At 73.0% G+C, this 16,336-nt stretch carries 10 protein-coding genes; 6 read left to right on the top strand and 4 right to left on the bottom strand.

Annotation, left to right across the window (positions count from 1 at the left end; all coding sequences use genetic code 11):
- Positions 1-32 precede the first annotated feature (32 nt).
- Positions 33-1,922, bottom strand: coding sequence for an NAD-binding protein (locus HCJ93_RS00585; RefSeq protein ID WP_167990380.1), 1,890 nt, complete (start codon positions 1,920-1,922; stop codon positions 33-35).
- A 555-nt stretch (positions 1,923-2,477) separates the two neighbouring features.
- Here HCJ93_RS00585 and HCJ93_RS00580 point away from each other — a divergent pair.
- Together HCJ93_RS00580 and HCJ93_RS00575 are read left to right on the top strand one after the other, a co-directional pair.
- Positions 2,478-4,523 carry an SPFH domain-containing protein gene (locus tag HCJ93_RS00580; protein ID WP_167990050.1) on the top strand — a complete coding sequence of 682 codons (2,046 nt, stop codon included), beginning with the start codon at positions 2,478-2,480 and terminating at the stop codon, positions 4,521-4,523.
- A 78-nt stretch (positions 4,524-4,601) separates the two neighbouring features.
- Positions 4,602-9,329 (top strand): DNA repair ATPase, encoded by a 4,728-nt coding sequence (locus tag HCJ93_RS00575; protein WP_167990049.1) that lies wholly within the window; start codon positions 4,602-4,604, stop codon positions 9,327-9,329.
- Positions 9,330-9,564: 235 nt separating this feature from the next.
- Here the strand turns inward: HCJ93_RS00575 and HCJ93_RS00570 are convergent, their stop codons facing one another.
- A complete protein-coding gene (locus tag HCJ93_RS00570) occupies positions 9,565-10,671 on the bottom strand; it encodes an SPFH domain-containing protein (protein ID WP_167990048.1) in 1,107 nt (368 codons plus the stop codon).
- A gap of 29 nt (positions 10,672-10,700) precedes the next feature.
- Complete coding sequence (locus HCJ93_RS00565; RefSeq protein WP_167990047.1) at positions 10,701-11,138, bottom strand: NfeD family protein; 438 nt, start codon at positions 11,136-11,138, stop codon at positions 10,701-10,703.
- A gap of 460 nt (positions 11,139-11,598) precedes the next feature.
- On the opposite strand from HCJ93_RS00565, the gene HCJ93_RS00560 reads away from it, so the two are divergent.
- The 4 genes from HCJ93_RS00560 to HCJ93_RS00545 all read left to right on the top strand — a co-directional run bounded on the left by HCJ93_RS00560 (position 11,599) and on the right by HCJ93_RS00545 (position 15,565).
- Positions 11,599-13,116 (top strand): alanine/glycine:cation symporter family protein, encoded by a 1,518-nt coding sequence (locus tag HCJ93_RS00560; RefSeq protein ID WP_167990046.1) that lies wholly within the window; start codon positions 11,599-11,601, stop codon positions 13,114-13,116.
- A gap of 377 nt (positions 13,117-13,493) precedes the next feature.
- Positions 13,494-14,486, top strand: a complete 993-nt coding sequence (dhaK, locus tag HCJ93_RS00555) for a dihydroxyacetone kinase subunit DhaK (RefSeq protein WP_167990045.1) — start codon at positions 13,494-13,496, stop codon at positions 14,484-14,486.
- A 55-nt stretch (positions 14,487-14,541) separates the two neighbouring features.
- Positions 14,542-15,162: a dihydroxyacetone kinase subunit DhaL gene (gene dhaL, locus HCJ93_RS00550; protein WP_167990044.1), complete on the top strand. Its 621-nt coding sequence runs from the start codon at positions 14,542-14,544 to the stop codon at positions 15,160-15,162.
- Entirely contained in the window at positions 15,152-15,565 is a 414-nt protein-coding gene (locus HCJ93_RS00545; protein ID WP_373563537.1) for a PTS-dependent dihydroxyacetone kinase phosphotransferase subunit DhaM, read from the top strand. The genes dhaL and HCJ93_RS00545 overlap by 11 nt, the downstream gene beginning before the upstream one ends.
- A gap of 35 nt (positions 15,566-15,600) precedes the next feature.
- Here HCJ93_RS00545 and HCJ93_RS00540 read toward each other — a convergent pair whose 3' ends face one another.
- Positions 15,601-16,311, bottom strand: coding sequence for a glycoside hydrolase family 75 protein (locus HCJ93_RS00540; protein WP_309141277.1), 711 nt, complete (start codon positions 16,309-16,311; stop codon positions 15,601-15,603).
- Positions 16,312-16,336 lie beyond the last annotated feature (25 nt).

Genomic DNA, 16,336 nt, shown 5'->3' with positions numbered 1-16,336 from the left:
GCGGCAGCGGGCAGAGGGGGAACGCGCGGAGGCTACGAGCCCGGTGTGCCGGAGCGGGTGCGGGGGGTGGTGCCGAGGAGTTCGGCGAGGCCCTGGCGGGTGGCGGCGACGATGACGCGGTCCTGGGCGTGCAGGACGTAGCCCGGGTGGGGGTTCCAGACGAGTCCGCCGGGGTCGTCGGAGGGGGAGGCGGCCAGGTCGGCGCGGCGTTCGCCGGGGTCGTCGGGGTCGAGGGCCAGGACGCGCCAGGAGCCGGGGCGGAAGGTCTCGGCGACGGTACGGCCCGCCAGCTGCGGGGTGTCCGAGACCTCGAGGGCGGCGAAGACCAGTACGCGCCGCTCGACCGGGATGGCGCCCAGGATGCGGCGGCCCATCATCGCCCCGGCGAAGGCGGGTGCGGCCAGGGTGGAGACGCTGCGGCTGCGGGTGAGCGCACCGGGGTGGGCGGCGCGCAGGGTGCGGTAGACGGCGGTGGCGAAGGCGTCGTCGTACAGGCGCAGCGACACCCGGAGGCCGGGCTGCACCGAACGGGCGTAGAGGACCGCCTCGAGGTTGGTGGTGTCGCTGCTGGTCACGGCGAGCAGGGCCCGCGCCCGGTGGATCTTGGCGGCCTCCAGCACGCCTTCCTGGGTGACGTCCCCGATGACGGTGGGCACCCGCTCGCGGCGGGCCAGGGGGATGCCGCGGGCCTCCGGGTCCTCCTCGACACATACGACGGGGATGCCGAGCTCGCAGAGCCGGGCGAGGACGCGGGTGCCGATCTTGCCGAGGCCGAGAAGGACGACATGGCCGGAGAGCCCGCGGGGCGGGCGGCGGAGGGCGGAGGCGGTGCGGAAGGTGCCGAGCCCTTCCAGGACGGCGGCCAGCAGCACCGGCATCAGGAGCAGCCCGGCGACCCCGGTGAGCAGTTGCAGGAGCTGGCGGGCGGTCTTGTCGCCGGTGGCCGGGTCGCCCATGGCGAGGAGGTCGAGCAGGGTGAGGTAGGCGGCGTGGAGGGGGTGGTCGCCGGTGGTCTGCCAGGAGACCACCGCCAGGGTGAGTACGACGAGCAGGAGGCCGGCCAGGGACCAGCGCAGCCGCCGGGAGAAGAAGGAGCCGATCGGCAGGCCGCGCCCGCTGAGCCGCCCGGCCGGTGCGGGCCCGTCGTGGGTGACGGCCTCCAGAACGACGGTGCCACGCCCGTCGGCGGCGGCCACGGTGTCGTCGTCGGGCAGCAGCAGGGGCCCCTCGGCGCCGCTGGAGTCGGAGCCCTCGGCGCCGGCCGGGTCGCTGGCGGTGGAGGAGAGCAGGGCGAGGGTGCACAGTCCGGGGTCGGCGACCTCGCCGTACCTGGGCGGGGTGCGTTCCACGGCCCGCAGCAGCAGTCCGTCCGCCTGGACGATCTTGCTGGTGCCGGCGACCGCGGTGGCGACCAGCGCGGGCGCCGCGGTGTCGGCGTCCGACAGGACGGTGGTGGAGGTGTCCAGGGCGGCCGGGTCCAGTCCGGGCGAGGCGACCGCCGCGGCCTGGTCCAGCAGATCGGCCAGATGCTGGCCGAGCTTGCGGTCGTAGAGCCGGATCACCAGCCGCAGCCGGGGGTTGAGGCGGCGGGCCGCGAGGGCGGCGCGGATGTTGGTCTCGTCGTCGCTGTGCACCAGGGCGAGCGCGGCGGCCCGCCCCACCCCGGCCTCGGCGAGGGTGTCCTCGTCGAAGCCGGTCACCTGCATCACGCGGACCTCCGGGTTGGTGCCGGAGCCGGCCGCGCGGTTCATCATGCTCTGCATCCGCGCCAGCAGGGCGGAGGCACGGGCCCGCCCGGCGGTGGGGTGCGTCCGGTCGGCGCCGGGCAGGGAGGGGACGACGACGGTGACCCGCATGCGGTACAGCTCACGCAGCTCGGCCGCGAGCCGTTCGGCGAGGGCGTCCTCACCGAACACCACCATGTGACCGGCGTCCGGCTGCTGACCCTGGTCGGGGAGGAAGAGCCCGCGCCTCACCGGGCGGCCCTCCGGCCGTCCCGGGCCGCCGCCTCACGGCGCGCCCCCGTCCCGTGTGCCTCTCGGCGCACTTGTGCTCCTTCCGCTCGTCACACCTGTGACGGCACGTCACCTCTCGGATCGGCCGCCTGACGGCTCGTCATCTGTCGTCGCCCCGACTGCCGTTCCTGCGGCGACTGCTGACCTGCCGTCAACCCGAGCCCTGTCCGTCGATCATCCGCCCGAACGCTACGTCCTGCACGGCGGCACGAGCCACCACCCACGTGTCGTGTCCGGCATCAAAATCGCGTAAACATTGCCGGAATCCAGCAATGCGTCGTGCGGTGACGGCAGTTCAGAATGGGTCGCGACGGAACACCGAGCGACGGCAGTGCCGGGCCCCGGCAAGTCGCGCCCACCAACCCCCGGATGCACCCGTCGATGACGCGTCGCGTCGGCACGGCCCGAAGAACCGCCCCCGTGCCACGTGCGCCACCCGTACACAGATTCCGAGGTTTACCCATGGATGCCACCACCGTGGGCATCGGCGTGCTCGCCGCCGCTGTCCTGCTCGTCACGATCGCCGTCGTGTTCGTCGTCTCCCGACTCTTCCGGAAGGTGGAGCAGGGCAAGGCGCTGATCGTCTCCAAGCTGCGCAAGGTCGATGTGACCTTCACCGGGCAGGTCGTGCTGCCCGTGCTGCACAAGGCCGAGGTGATGGACATCTCGGTGAAGACCATCGAGATCACCCGGGCCGGCAAGGACGGCCTGATCTGCCGGGACAACATCCGGGCGGACATCCGCATCACGTTCTTCGTCAAGGTCAACAAGACGGTCGAGGACGTCATCAAGGTCGCCCAGGCCGTCGGCACAGCACGGGCCAGCGACCGCGACACGCTGCAGGAGCTGTTCCACGCCAAGTTCTCCGAGGCGCTGAAGACCGTCGGCAAGCAGATGGACTTCACCGACCTGTACACCAAGCGCGAGGAGCTGCGGTACCGGATCATCGAGGTCATCGGGGTCGATCTGAACGGCTACCACCTCGAGGACGCGGCGATCGACTACCTGGAGCAGACGCCGCTGTCCCAGCTGGACCCGGCCAATGTCCTGGACGCCCAGGGCATCCGGAAGATCACCGAACTGACCGCGGCCGAGCACGTGCGCACCAACGAGGCCCGGCGCACCGAGGAGAAGGAGATCACCCGGCAGGACGTCGACGCCCGCGAGGCCATTCTGGAGCTGGAGCGCCGCCAGGCCGACGCCGAGATCAAGCAGAAGCGGGAGATCGAGACCGTGCGGGCCCGCGAGGAGGCGGAGACGGCGCGCGTGGTGGAGGAGGAGCGGCTGCGGGCGCAGACGGCGTTCCTGCGCACCGAGGAGCAGCTGGGCGTACAGCGGGAGAACCAGGCGCGTGAGGTCGCCGTGGCCGCGAAGAACCGCGAGCGGGTCATCGCCATCGAGACCGAGCGCATCGAGAAGGACCGGCTGCTGGAGGTCATCGCGCGGGAGCGGGAGACCGCGCTGACGCGGATCGCCGCCGACAAGGAGGTCGAGGCGGAGAAGCGGCAGATCGCCGAGGTGGTGCGCGAGCGGGTCGCCGTGGACCGGACGGTGGCCGAGCAGGAGGAGGCCATCAAGAAGCTGCGCGCCGTGGAGGAGGCGGAGCGGCAGCGGCAGGCGGTCGTCATCGCCGCCGAGGCCGAGGCGCAGGAGAAGCTGGTCAAGGACATCAAGGCGGCGGAGGCCGCCGAGCAGGCCGCCACGCACCGTGCCGCCGAGGAACTCACCCTCGCCGAGGCCCGGTTGAAGACCGCCGACCTGGACGCGCGGGCGAAGCTGCGGCTCGCCGAGGGCGTGCAGGCCGAGGCAGCCGCCGAGGGACTTGCCGCCGTGCAGGTGCGGGACAAGGAGGCGGAGGTCATCGAGAAGGCCGGCCGTGCGCAGGCCGAGGCGGAGCAGGCGCGGCTGCTCGCCGAGGCGGAGGGGACCAGGGCGAAGGCACTGGCCGAGGCGGCGGCCGTCGGCGAGAAACTGAAGGCCGAGGCCGCCGGTCTCACCGAGAAGGCGGCGGCGATGGCCGCGCTGGACGAGGCCTCCCGCTCGCACGAGGAGTACCGGCTGCGGCTGGAGACCGAGAAGGACATCCGGCTGGCCTCGCTCGACATGCAGAAGCAGGTCGCCGAGGCGCAGGCGACCGTGCTGGCCACCGGGCTCGAGAACGCGGACATCGACATCGTCGGCGGCGAGTCGGTCTTCTTCGACCGGCTGCTGTCCTCCATCAGCCTGGGCAAGGGCGTCGACGGCTTCGTGGAGCACTCCAGGACGGCGCAGACGCTGGCCAAGCCCTGGCTGGACGGCTCCGGGAGCTTCACCGACGACCTCAGCCGCGTGCTGTCGTCCGTCTCCACGGCCGATGTGCAGAACCTGACCGTCTCCGCCCTGCTGGCGAAGCTGATGCGGGACCGGGGCGGGGAGGCCGGCGCAGCGGAGCAGCTGCTCGACCCGGCGGGCGCACCGCGCGAGGAGGACTCCTCGCTCGGCTCGCTGAACGGCAGCGCAACGGTCTGACCCGGCTCGTGCTCCGGAGCCGCCGCACGAGGGGACGGCGGCTCCGGAGCACGTTCGACGCTCTTCGAGAGGGACACCATGACCACCGGCCTGGACACCGGTACCTACGAACTGCTGCGGGACCGGCTCGCCGCGCAGGCGGCCGAACTCGCCCGGCGGGCCGAGGCGCTGAACGCCCGCCGCGTCGAGGAGTTCGGCTCCCAGGGCCTCACCCTGTCCGGCACCCAGTCGCTGCACACCGAGCGGACCTGTGTGCCGGGTGATCTGGTCGCCGTCGGCGAGGTGCTGCTGGCCGGCTTCTCCGGCGTCCTGGACGCGGGCGCCGAGCCGGCCGCCTGTGACGTCCTGGCGCTGTACGACCGGGAGTTGAACCGGCTGGACGCCGGCGCGGTGCCCGGACTGCTCGACGATCCGGCCTTCCGCAAGGAGTTCGCGGACCTGCACCGCTACTACCGGCAGGCCCGGCTGCTGCAGCTGCGCCGGGTCGACGGCAAGCTGCTGGCGGTGTTCCGCACCGGTGAGAAGCCCGGCGATCTGCGGGTGCTGCGCTGGTCGGTGTCCGACGACGGCAGGGTGACCTTCCTCGACTCCCGCGGCGAACGCGACCATGTCTTCCCCGACTCGCACGACGTGCTCTGGCGCGAGACGACGCGGGAGGACCACGTCCTGGGCCGGCACCCGCATGTGTCGGTCGACGGCGAGCTGTTCGTGACGACCGTCGGCGGTGCGCTGGTGGTCAAGACGGAGAACGACACGGAGACGGGCGAGGGCGTCCACCGCGAGCCGGTCGACGAGCCGCTGCAGTCGCTCGCCGACGCCTCCATCGCGTACGCGCGGGTGGGCGCCCTGATCCTGCTGCGCGTCCTGCCCTACAAGGAGGAGACCCACCGGTACCTGGTGTGCAACACGCTCACCGGGACGGTCGTCCGGCTGGACGGGATCGGGCAGGCCTGCCGCCGCCTGCCCGACGACCAGGGCATCGTCTTCCCCGGCGGGTACTGCCTGTCCACCGGCCCGTACAAGACGTTCGCCGGGGTGGACGCGGACGGCCTGGAGCTGGAGCGGGTGGTGCGCTCGCCCAACGGCGAGGACGTGCTGTTCGCCTTCCACGCGCCTGGGCGGGGCAGGAGCCTGCTGCTGCCGTACAACATGATCCGCAAGGAGATCGCCACCCCGCTGCCGTGCCGCGGCTGGGCGCTGCTCGACGACGGCACGCTCTTCCTGCTGCGGGCCGGCGACGAACCCCGGCGCGTCCACCCCGTGCAGCTGTGGCGGTCCCCCTACGTGTCCGACACCCATGCGGCGGCCCGGCTCACCGGCAGCGGCCCGCTGGCCCGGGTCGGCAACGCCGATCTGGTCCGCGGCATCTCCGACTGCCTGTCGGTCACCCGCACGGTCGCGGAGACCACGGAGGCGGCCGAGGTGTACCAGGCGCTGGTCACCTCCTGCGTGCGCACCGCCGACACCTATCACTGGCTGGGCGAGGACGGACTCGGCGATCTGCTCACTCCGCTGCGGCAGGTCCGCGAGACGGCGGAGCAGGTGCTGGCCGAGTTCGAGAACGTCCGGGCGCTCACCGGCCGGGCCAGGGCCGCCGTGGCGGAGACCGCGGAGCGGGCCGGTGCGGTGGTGCGGCGGCTGCGCGGCGAGGCGCCCCGCGCCGCCGAGGCCTGGGTGGCCGGGCTGACCGAACTGCGGCAGGCCCAGGGGCATCTGCTCACGCTGAAGGACCTCCCCTACGCGGACACCGGCCGCATCGACGAGCTCGCGGCCGGGATCGAGGACGACCTCGCCTCCTTCGGGCGGCGCGCCGTCGAGCACCTGTCCCACGAGGACGCCTTCGCCGGGCACCGGGCCGGCATCGAGCAGCTCGTCGCGGCGGCCGAGCAGGTCGCCACCGTCGCCGAGGCCGAGCCGGTCGCGGCACGGCTGACGGAGCTGTCCGAGCAGCTGAAGACGGTGACGGAGGTGGTGGGCGGCCTCGACATGGGCGACGCCACGGTCCGCACGGCCGTGCTGGAGCGGATCGCGGAGGTGCTCGGCGGGGTCAACCGGGCCCGCGCCGTCCTCGACAACCGCCGCCGTGCGCTGCTCGACCGCGAGGGCCGCGCCGAGTTCGCCGCCGAGTTCACGCTGCTGGCGCAGTCGGTGACCGGTGCACTGGCCGCGGCCGACAGCCCCGCGGCCTGCGACGACCAGCTGGCCCGGCTGCTGGTGCAGGTCGAGACGCTGGAGGGGCGGTTCGCCGAGTTCGAGGACTTCCTCGGCCGGCTGGCCGAGAAGCGGGAGGAGATCCACGAGGCGTTCGCCGCCCGCAAGCAGACCCTCGCCGACGCCCGGGCCCGCCGCGCCGAGCGGCTCGCCGAGTCGGCGGACCGGGTGCTCGGCACGGTGGCCCGGCGGGCCGCCGCGCTGGCCGACGCGGACGCCGTCGCCACGTACTTCACCTCCGACCCGATGCCGGCGAAGCTTCGCCGGATCACCGCCGAACTGCGCGACCTGGGCGACGCGGTGCGGGCGGAGGAGTGGGAGGGCCGTCTGGCGTCCGCCCGGCAGGAGGCGCTGCGCGCGCTGCGCGACCGCGGGGATCTGTTCGAGGACGACGGCCGCACCATCCGTCTCGGCGGCCACCGCTTCGCGGTCAACTCCCAGCCCCTGGACCTGACCCTGGTCCCGCACGGCGAGGGCCTGGCGTTCGCGGTGACCGGCACCGACTACCGCTCCCCCGTCACCGACCCGGGCTTCGCACAGACGCGCCGCTTCTGGGACCGCCCGCTGCCCTCGGAGTCCCCGGACGTCTACCGCGCCGAGCACCTCGCCGCCCGCCTCCTCGACGAGCTGGGACCGCAGGCGCCGGCCGGCGCGGACCTCCCGGCCCTGGTGCGCGAGCGGGCGCAGGAGGCCTACGAGGAAGGGTACGAGCGCGGCATCCACGACCACGACACGGTGCTGATCCTCACCGCGCTGCTGCCGCTGTACGCCGGTGCCGGCCCGCTGCGCCACGAACCGGCCGCCCGCGCCGCCGCCCAGCTGTTCTGGGCGCACGGCACCACGGCCGAGGCGCGGCAGGGCTGGTCCCGCCGCGCGGTGTCCCTGGCCCGCGCCCGGGACGCCTTCGGCCCGGTGGCCGCGCTGGAGCAGCTGCGCTCCGAGCTGGCCGGGGCCATCGGCGGCGAGCACGCGGACGCCGCCGCCGCGTACCTGGTGGAGGAACTGACCGGCGGCCCCGAGGGCTTTGTGGTCAGTGCCGGTGCCCTGACGCTGCTGGAGAAGTTCCGCCGCACGGTGGGCGGCCCGGCCTACGAGGAGGACCTGGCCGCCCTGGACGACCTCGCCGTGCGCCGGCAGCTCGTCGAGGCCTGGCTGACGACCTGGGCGTCGTCCACCGGCACGGACGCCGGCCCGGGCGACCTGGCCGAGGCGGTGGCCGTGGAGCTGTGCCCCGGGCTGCCGCGGTACACCTCCGACGCGCCGCTCACCGTGACCGTCGAGGGGCTGCTCGGCACCCATCCGCGCATCGACGGCGGCGTCCTGACGGTCCGTCTGGACGAGTTCCTCGCCCGCACCCGGGACTTCCGGGCCCACGAGGTGCCCGCGCACCGCGCCTACCAGAGGCGCCGCGCCGAGCTGGTGGCGGCCGAGCGCACCAGGCTGCGGCTGGACGACCACCGGCCGCGCGTGCTGCCGGCGTTCGTCCGCGGCCGGCTCGTCGACGAGGTGTACCTGCCGCTGTTCGGCGACAGTCTGGCCCGGCAGATCGGCACCGCGGACGGTGCGCACGGCGGCACCGGCGGGCTGCTCCTGCTGATCTCACCGCCGGGCTACGGCAAGACCACGCTCGTCGAGTACGTGGCGCACCGGCTGGGGCTGCTCCTGGTGAAGGTCGACGGCCCCGCGCTCGGCCATGCCGTCACCTCGCTCGACCCGGCGGAGGCGCCCAACGCCACGGCCCGCCGCGAGGTCGAGAAGATCAACTTCGCGCTCGAGGCGGGCAACAACACGCTGCTCCTGCTGGACGACATCCAGCACACCTCGCCGGAGCTGCTGCAGAAGTTCATCTCGCTGTGCGACGCCACCCGCCGGATCGAGGGCGTGCGCGACGGCGAGCCCGTGACGTACGACCTGCGCGGCAAGCGGTTCGCCGTCTGCATGGCCGGCAACCCCTACACCGAGTCCGGCGGGCGCTTCCGGGTACCGGACATGCTCGCCAACCGGGCCGACGTGTGGAACCTCGGCGACGTGCTGACCGGCAAGGAGGACCTGTTCGCGCTGAGTTTCGTGGAGAACGCCCTCACCGCCAACCCCGTCCTTGCGCCGCTCGCCGGCCGGGAGCGGTCCGACCTGGACGTGCTGATCCGGCTGGCCCGGGGCGACCTCGGGGCCGGCGCCGACCAGCTCTCCCACGGCTACGACCAGGTGGAGCTCGAGCGGATCCTGGCCGTGCTGCGGCATCTGCTGGCCGCGCGGGAGACCGTGCTGGCGGTCAACGCCGCGTACATCGCCTCGGCCGCGCAGTCCGAGGCGACGCGGACCGAGCCGCCGTTCCGGCTGCAGGGCTCGTACCGCACCATGAACCGGATCGCCCAGCGCATCCGTCCGGCGATGGACGACTCCGAGCTGGCGGCGGTCGTCCGGGACCACTACGCCGCCGAGGCGCAGACCCTGACCACCGGTGCGGAGGCCAACCTGCTCAAGCTGACCGAGCTGCGCGGCACCCTCACCGAGGCGCAGGCGGCACGCTGGGCGGAGGTGAAGTCCGCGTACGCTCGCGGCGCCGGCGCCCCGGAGGCCGGGCGGACGGCCTGAGCGCCCCCGCGCGAGGGCGGCCGACGGGGCCGGCCCGGGGACTCCAGGGGGCGGTCCGGCCGCCTGCTGCGGCCTCTGCCCGCGGGACCCCGTCCCTCCGGCTCGCCCGCCGAAGCCGCGCAGCCGGGTGCATCCCCCGTCGGCGCGGTCGCCCGGTGCCGCCCGTCAGGACTCAGCGCTCAGCCGCCCGCCCGCCGCTCTCCGGGCCTCAGCCGCCCGGCGCCGCTTGCGGAACTCAGCCGCCCGGTGCCGCCCGCCGGGGCGACTCGGCGGCCTGGGCCTCCGCCTTCGCGTCGCTGACCGCCGCCGCGGCCTGCTTCACCGCCTCGTCGGCGGCCGCGGCGGTCTCCGCGGGCATCGGGGCGTGCCGTGCCTCGAGCGCCGGTGTGCCGCCCTCGTCCGCGGCGCCCCGGGCCTCGGTGCCGCCCTCGGCCGCCTCCTCGGGCTGCGCGGACCGGGCGGCCCCGTCCGCCGGCTGGTCGCCGAAGGCGCGGGTGACCGTGCGGACCGCCTCGGTCAGCTCGCCGGGGATCACCCAGAAGGTGTTGTTGTCGCTGCTCGCCAGGCTCGGGAGCGTCTCGAGGTACTTGTAGGCGAGGACCTTGGGGTCGGCGTTGTTGCGGTGGACGGCCTGGAAGACGAGCTCCACCGCCTTGGCCTCGCCGTCCGCGCGCAGGATCATGGCCTGCTGCGCGCCCTGCGCCTCCAGGATGTCCTTCTGCTTGGTGCCCTCCGCGGTGAGGATCTTGGCCTGCCGCTCACCCTCGGCGTGCAGGATGGCCGCGCGCTTGTCGCGTTCGGCCCGCATCTGCTTCTCCATGGCCTCTTTGATGGTGGAGGGCGGGTCGATGGCCTTGATCTCCACCCGGTTGACCCGGATGCCCCACTTGCCGGTGGCGTCGTCGAGCACCGCCCGCAGCCGGGAGTTGATCTCCTCGCGGGAGGTGAGGGTCTCCTCCAGGTCCATGCTGCCGATGACGTTGCGCAGGGTGGTCACCGTGAGCTGGTCGATGGCCTGGAGGTAGTCGGCGACCTCGTAGGCCGCCGCCCGCGGGTCGGTGATCTGGTAGTAGAGCACGGTGTCGATGTTCACCACGAGGTTGTCCTCGGTGATCACCGGCCGCGGATCGGACGAGTAGACCTGCTCGCGCACGTCCAGCCGGGTGTTGACGCGGTCCGCCACCGGCACCACGAAGTTCAGGCCGGGCTGCAGCGTGCGGCGGTAACGGCCGAACCGCTCGATGTTGTAGCGGCGCGCCTGCGGCACGATCCGCACGGTGGAGGCCACCAGGAACACGACCACCAGGGCCGCCACGACGAGAAGGATGACAAGCGGGTCCACAGTGCCTCCGTTGCGGTGTGTTCAGCCGTTCAGGGGAGGAGTTCGCGGGGGTAGACGACGGCGGTGGCGCCGTCGATCTCCATGACGTCCACGAGCGCTCCGACCGGGATCACCAGGCTCTCGTCATATGCGCGGGCCGACCACTCCTCGCCGCCCACCTTGATCAGTCCATGGGTCGCGGTGACCTCCTGCACCACCTCGGCGCGCCGCCCGATCAGCGCGTCGCTGCCCTCGCGGAAGACGGGCTGCTGCCGCATCTGCCGCAGGGCCACCGGGCGGACGACGAGCAGGCCGGCCGCGGCTGCCGCGATGAAGGCCAGAAGCTGTCCCAGAAGGCCGATGCCCACCCCGGAGACCACGGCGGCCACCAGCGCGGCGCCGGCCAGCAGACCGAAGACCAGCGTGAGGGTGAAGAACTCGGCGGCACCCAATGCCGCGGCGGCGAGCAGCCAGAGGATCCACGGCATGGAATCGCCCTCCTTAAGGGGCCTTCCTCATCCAAGCTACCTCGCGGACGGCACGGCAGACAGATGACGGCAACAGGCGGAATCCGATCGTCCGCCGGGTCGGCCCGGTAACTGCGATCACCAAGCGGGATATGGATGTCCGGTGAACGGACATCCGCTTCCGGATAACGGTCCGGTCTCGAGCCCTGGGATTTTGCCAAGTTACTGATGGTTATGTGAGATGCCTCACTAGTGCGCCAGAAGGAGCGTGGTAAAACGACGCAACTCCGCAGGTGGGCCGCACCCCTGGGTATGCCTGCGGAAGGTCCGGCTCCGTCGGCTGTACGACCTGAGCGGTCACGTTCCGCACTCGCGGAGCGACACACCGCAGGTCACTGCCGGACAACGGTGTGCGCTCCAGGACGGCGCATGCCGTCGGCGCCGTCTCCCCACCACCGCTCCTGCGCCACGAGGTAGCCCTGTGTCACTCGACTCCATCACCCGGTCCGTCGACGAAGCCGTCAGCGGATTCTTCGAACCCATCGCCACCTGGCTGGGAGAAGTCGTCTTCTACGCGGTGCCCGTCGCGGGCACCGACCTTCCGCTGATCGTCGCCTGGCTCGCCATCGCGGGCCTCGTCTTCACCCTCTGGTTCGGCTTCCTGCAGTTCCGCAAGTTCCGCCTCGCGGTCGCGGTGGTACGCGGCAAGTACGACGAGAAGGGGTCGGACGGCGAGGTCAACCACTTCCAGGCGCTGACCGCCGCCGTCTCCGGCACGGTCGGCCTCGGCAATATCGCCGGTGTGGCCGTCGCGGTCTCCATCGGCGGCGCGGGCGCCACCTTCTGGATGATCGTCTGTGGTCTGCTGGGCATGGCCACCAAGTTCGTCGAGGTCACCCTCGGCGTGAAGTACCGCGAGGTGCACCCCGACGGCACCGTCTCCGGCGGTCCGATGCACTACCTGCCCAAAGGTCTGACCGAGCGCTTCGGCGGCAAGGGCAAGCAGCTCGGCAAGGTCCTGGCCGTGCTCGCCTCCTTCATGATCCTGTTCTTCGGTCTGTTCGGCGGCAACCTCTTCCAGGTCAACCAGTCCTACGCGCAGCTGGTCTCCGTCGCCGGCGGCGAGGACGGCGCGCTGGGCTCCTCGGCCGGCGCCCTCTTCTTCGGCATCCTGATCGCCGCGCTCGTCGGCATCGTGCTGCTGGGCGGCATCCGCTCCATCGCCAACGTCACCAGCCGCCTGGTCCCGGCCATGGCGATCGTCTACATCCTGGCCTGCCTCACGGTCATCCTGGTCAACGCCACCGCGGTCCCGGGTGCCCTGGTCGACATCGTCGACGGCGCCTTCGACCCCGAGGGCGTGGCCGGCGGCATCATCGGTGCTCTGATCATCGGCTTCAAGCGAGCTGCGTTCTCCAACGAGGCCGGTCTCGGCTCCGCCCCGATCGCCCACTCGGCCGTGAAGACCAAGCACCCCGCCAGCGAGGGCCTGGTCGCGCTGCTGGAGCCGTTCATCGACACGGTCGTCATCTGCACCATGACCGCGCTGACCATCGTCATCGCCAACCCGGACAGCCTGGGCAAGGACATCGGCGGTGTCACCATCACCTCGGACGCCTTCGAGACGGTGCTGCCCTGGTTCCCGTACGTCCTGACCGTGGCGGTGCTGCTGTTCGCCTTCTCCACCGTGCTGACCTGGGGCTACTACGGCCTCAAGGCGTGGACGTACCTGTTCGGCCGCACCCGCACCAGTGAGCTGGTCTACAAGGTCGTCTACACCGTCTTCGCCATCGCCGGCTCGCTGCTGACGCTGCAGACGCTGATCGACCTGGCCGACGCCGTGCTCTTCATGCTCGCGGTCTTCAACATCATCGGTCTGTACCTGCTCGCCCCGCTGGTCAAGCGCGAGCTGAACTCCTTCCTGGAGTTCGTCCGCCGCCGCCAGGCCGGCCTGCAGGACCCGGACGAGGACCAGGAGTCGGTGAAGACCACCGTCTGACCGCCCCCGCGGCCCGGCTCCCGAGCGGGCCCGTGCACACCTCGCGCCGTGGTGTGCACGGGCCCGCTCGTCCTGTGTCCTGACGGCACGTCGGCGGACGGGACGATGCCCGACCGCACCGCGATCGCCCGGATACCGCCGGCCGCCCGGCGCCGGCCCGGTGCGGCCCCGGCCCGGCCGTCCGGCGCCGCACGTGCCACGGCCCGGGCCCCGCTCGCCCGTCACGGCGACGGGCCGGGTGCCGACTGCGTGACCTCGGCCGCCGCAGGGCAGATACTGCCGTCAGTGTCAGTCGCCGTCGTCCGGGAACCGGCCCCGTGTGCCCGGGTCCCGCGAAGGCGGGTCAGGGCTCGCCCGGTCGATCACAGGAGGTACCCATGAGGATGCTCATCAACGTCCCGGAGACCGTGGTGGCGGACGCGCTGCGCGGGATGGCCGCGGCCCACCCGGAGCTGACGGTGGACGTGGAGAACCGGGTGGTGGTGCGGCGGGACGCGCCGGTGGCCGGGAAGGTGGCGCTGGTGTCCGGCGGTGGCTCCGGGCACGAGCCCCTGCACGGCGGGTTCGTCGGTCCCGGGATGCTGTCGGCGGCCTGTCCCGGCGAGGTGTTCACCTCCCCGGTGCCCGACCAGATGGTGCGGGCGGCGGCGGCCGTGGACAGCGGGTCCGGGGTGCTGTTCATCGTGAAGAACTACACCGGCGACGTGCTGAACTTCGACATGGCCGCGGAACTCGCCGAGGACGAGGGCATCCGGGTGGCCAAGGTACTGGTCAACGACGACGTGGCGGTGACCGACAGCCTCTACACCGCGGGCCGGCGCGGCACGGGCGCCACGCTGTTCGTGGAGAAGATCGCGGGCGCCGCCGCGGAGGAGGGCGCGCCGCTGGACCGGGTGGAGGCGCTCGCCCGGCAGGTGAACGAGAAGTCCCGCAGCTTCGGTGTGGCGCTGAGCGCCTGCACCACTCCCGCCAAGGGCACGCCCACCTTCGAGCTGCCGCCCGGCGAGCTGGAGCTGGGCATCGGCATCCACGGTGAGCCCGGCAGGGAACGGCGGCCGATGATGACGTCGGGCGAGATCGCCGAGGTGGCCGTGCAGGCGATCCTGGACGACATCACGCCGCGCAACCCGGTGCTGCTCCTGGTCAACGGCATGGGTGCGACGCCGCTGCTCGAGCTGTACGGCTTCAACGCCGAGGTGCAGCGGGTGCTCGCCGAGCGGGGTGTCCCGGTCGCCCGGGTGCTGGTCGGCAACTACGTCACCTCGCTGGACATGGCGGGCGCCTCGGTCACGCTGTGCGAGGCCGACGAGGAACTGTTGCGGCTGTGGGACGCGCCGGTGAGTACGCCGGGGCTGCGCTGGGGCATGTGATCAGGGTCCGGAGCACCCGACCGGATCACCGTCGACGACCACGCAAGGAGTACCCGTGCTCGACGCCGACTTCTTCCGCCGCTGGATGCTGGCGGCCGCCTCGTCCGTGGACCGCGAGGCGGAACGGCTCACCGCGCTCGACTCGCCCATCGGCGACGCCGACCACGGCACCAACCTCCAGCGCGGGTTCGCCGCGGTCCGCGAGGCGCTGGAGAAGGAACCGCCCGCCACTCCGGGAGCGGTGCTGACCCAGGCGGGGCGGCTGCTGATCTCGAAGGTGGGCGGCGCCTCGGGCCCGCTGTACGGAACGCTGCTGCGCCGCACCGGCAAGGCGCTCGGGGACGCCGCCGAGGTGAGCGAGGAGCAGCTGGCCGACGCGCTGCGCGCCGCGGTGGAGGCGGTGAAGCAGCTGGGCGGAGCGGCGCCGGGCGACAAGACCATGGTGGACGCCCTGGTCCCCGCGGTGGACGCGCTCGGCGACTCCTTCGCGGCGGCGCGCCGGGCCGCCGAGGAGGGCGCCGTCGCCACCACACCGCTGCAGGCGCGCAAGGGCCGCGCGAGCTATCTGGGGGAGCGCAGCATCGGGCACCAGGATCCGGGGGCCACCTCGTCGGCGCTGCTGATCGCCGCCCTGGCCGGGACCGCGGAGGCGGGCGGTGAGTCCGGTGGCGAGTGACGACAAGCTGGTCGGGATCGTGCTGGTCTCGCACAGCGCCGAGGTCGCCGCGTCGGTGGCGGAGCTGGCCAAGGGGCTCGCGGGGGCCGGCGCGGCCGTGCCCGTGGCCCCGGCGGGCGGCACGGAGTCGGGTGAACTCGGCACCAGCGCCGAGCTGATCGGCGCGGCGGCCGCCTCCGTCGACCGGGGAGCGGGGGTGGCCGTGCTGACCGACCTGGGCAGCGCGGTGCTCACCGTGAAGACCCTGCTCGCCGAGGGCGACGAACTCCCCCACAACACCCGCCTGGTGGACGCCCCCTTCGTGGAGGGCGCGGTGGCCGCGGTGGTGACGGCGGCCACCGGGGCCGGCCTCGAGGCGGTGGCGGCCGCTGCCCAGGAGGCGTACGCGTACCGGAAGGTGTGAGGCACGAACGCGCGGCGCGGAGGGCCGACGGGTGATCAGTCGCCGCCGGTGAAGGCACGGGCGAGCCGCTCGCCGGCCGCCTCCGCGGCGGCGCGGTCCTCGATGGGGCTCACCCGGCTGTTCTTGAAGACGATGTAGGTGACCCCGCTCGGCACCCCGCCGCGCTGGGGGTGCGGGTCGATGCCGAGGCCCTTGGCCGTCGCGTAGGACGCCTCGCCGATGATGCCGGCCGGGCCGGTGTCGCCGACGACGGCGTACTGCACCCGGTCGCCATGAATCACGGCCGCCACGGAGCCGCCGCGGACGCCGCTGGCGCGGTAGTCCCACAGGGTGCTGGGCGCGGGCACCACGATGAACGGCAGCTGCTCCGAGCTGAGCGGGCGTCCGTCGGACTGGGCGAAGGCGGTGGAGGCCGAGAAGTGCGGGTCGGTGCGCGCGTTGCAGTAGGTGCCCGGGCGTCCGTCGCAGTCGATGTCCATGTCGGCCTTCCAGAACACCGCCCCGGTGGTGCCGCACACGGGGACGGTGGGGGCCTTGCCCTGGTCGGTGCGGTAGAGGCCCCTGCTGATCCGGGTGCAGTCGCGCACCTTGGCCAGCAGTTGGGCGGCGGTCACGCCGTCCGCCCTGGCGGCTGCGGCCGGGGGGCGGGACTCGGTCGCGGTGGCGGGGCCGCTGTGCAGGGCCGCGGGGGCGAGCAGCGCGGCCGCGCCGGCCAGGGCCAGGGTGATCGATGGGGCTGGGGACACGTGGCATGCCTCTCACTGGGGGACA

It is taken from the genome of Streptomyces composti (genome assembly GCF_012034205.1).
GTDB lineage: Bacteria > Actinomycetota > Actinomycetes > Streptomycetales > Streptomycetaceae > Streptomyces > Streptomyces composti.
This window is presented reverse-complemented; position numbering and strand designations above follow the sequence as displayed.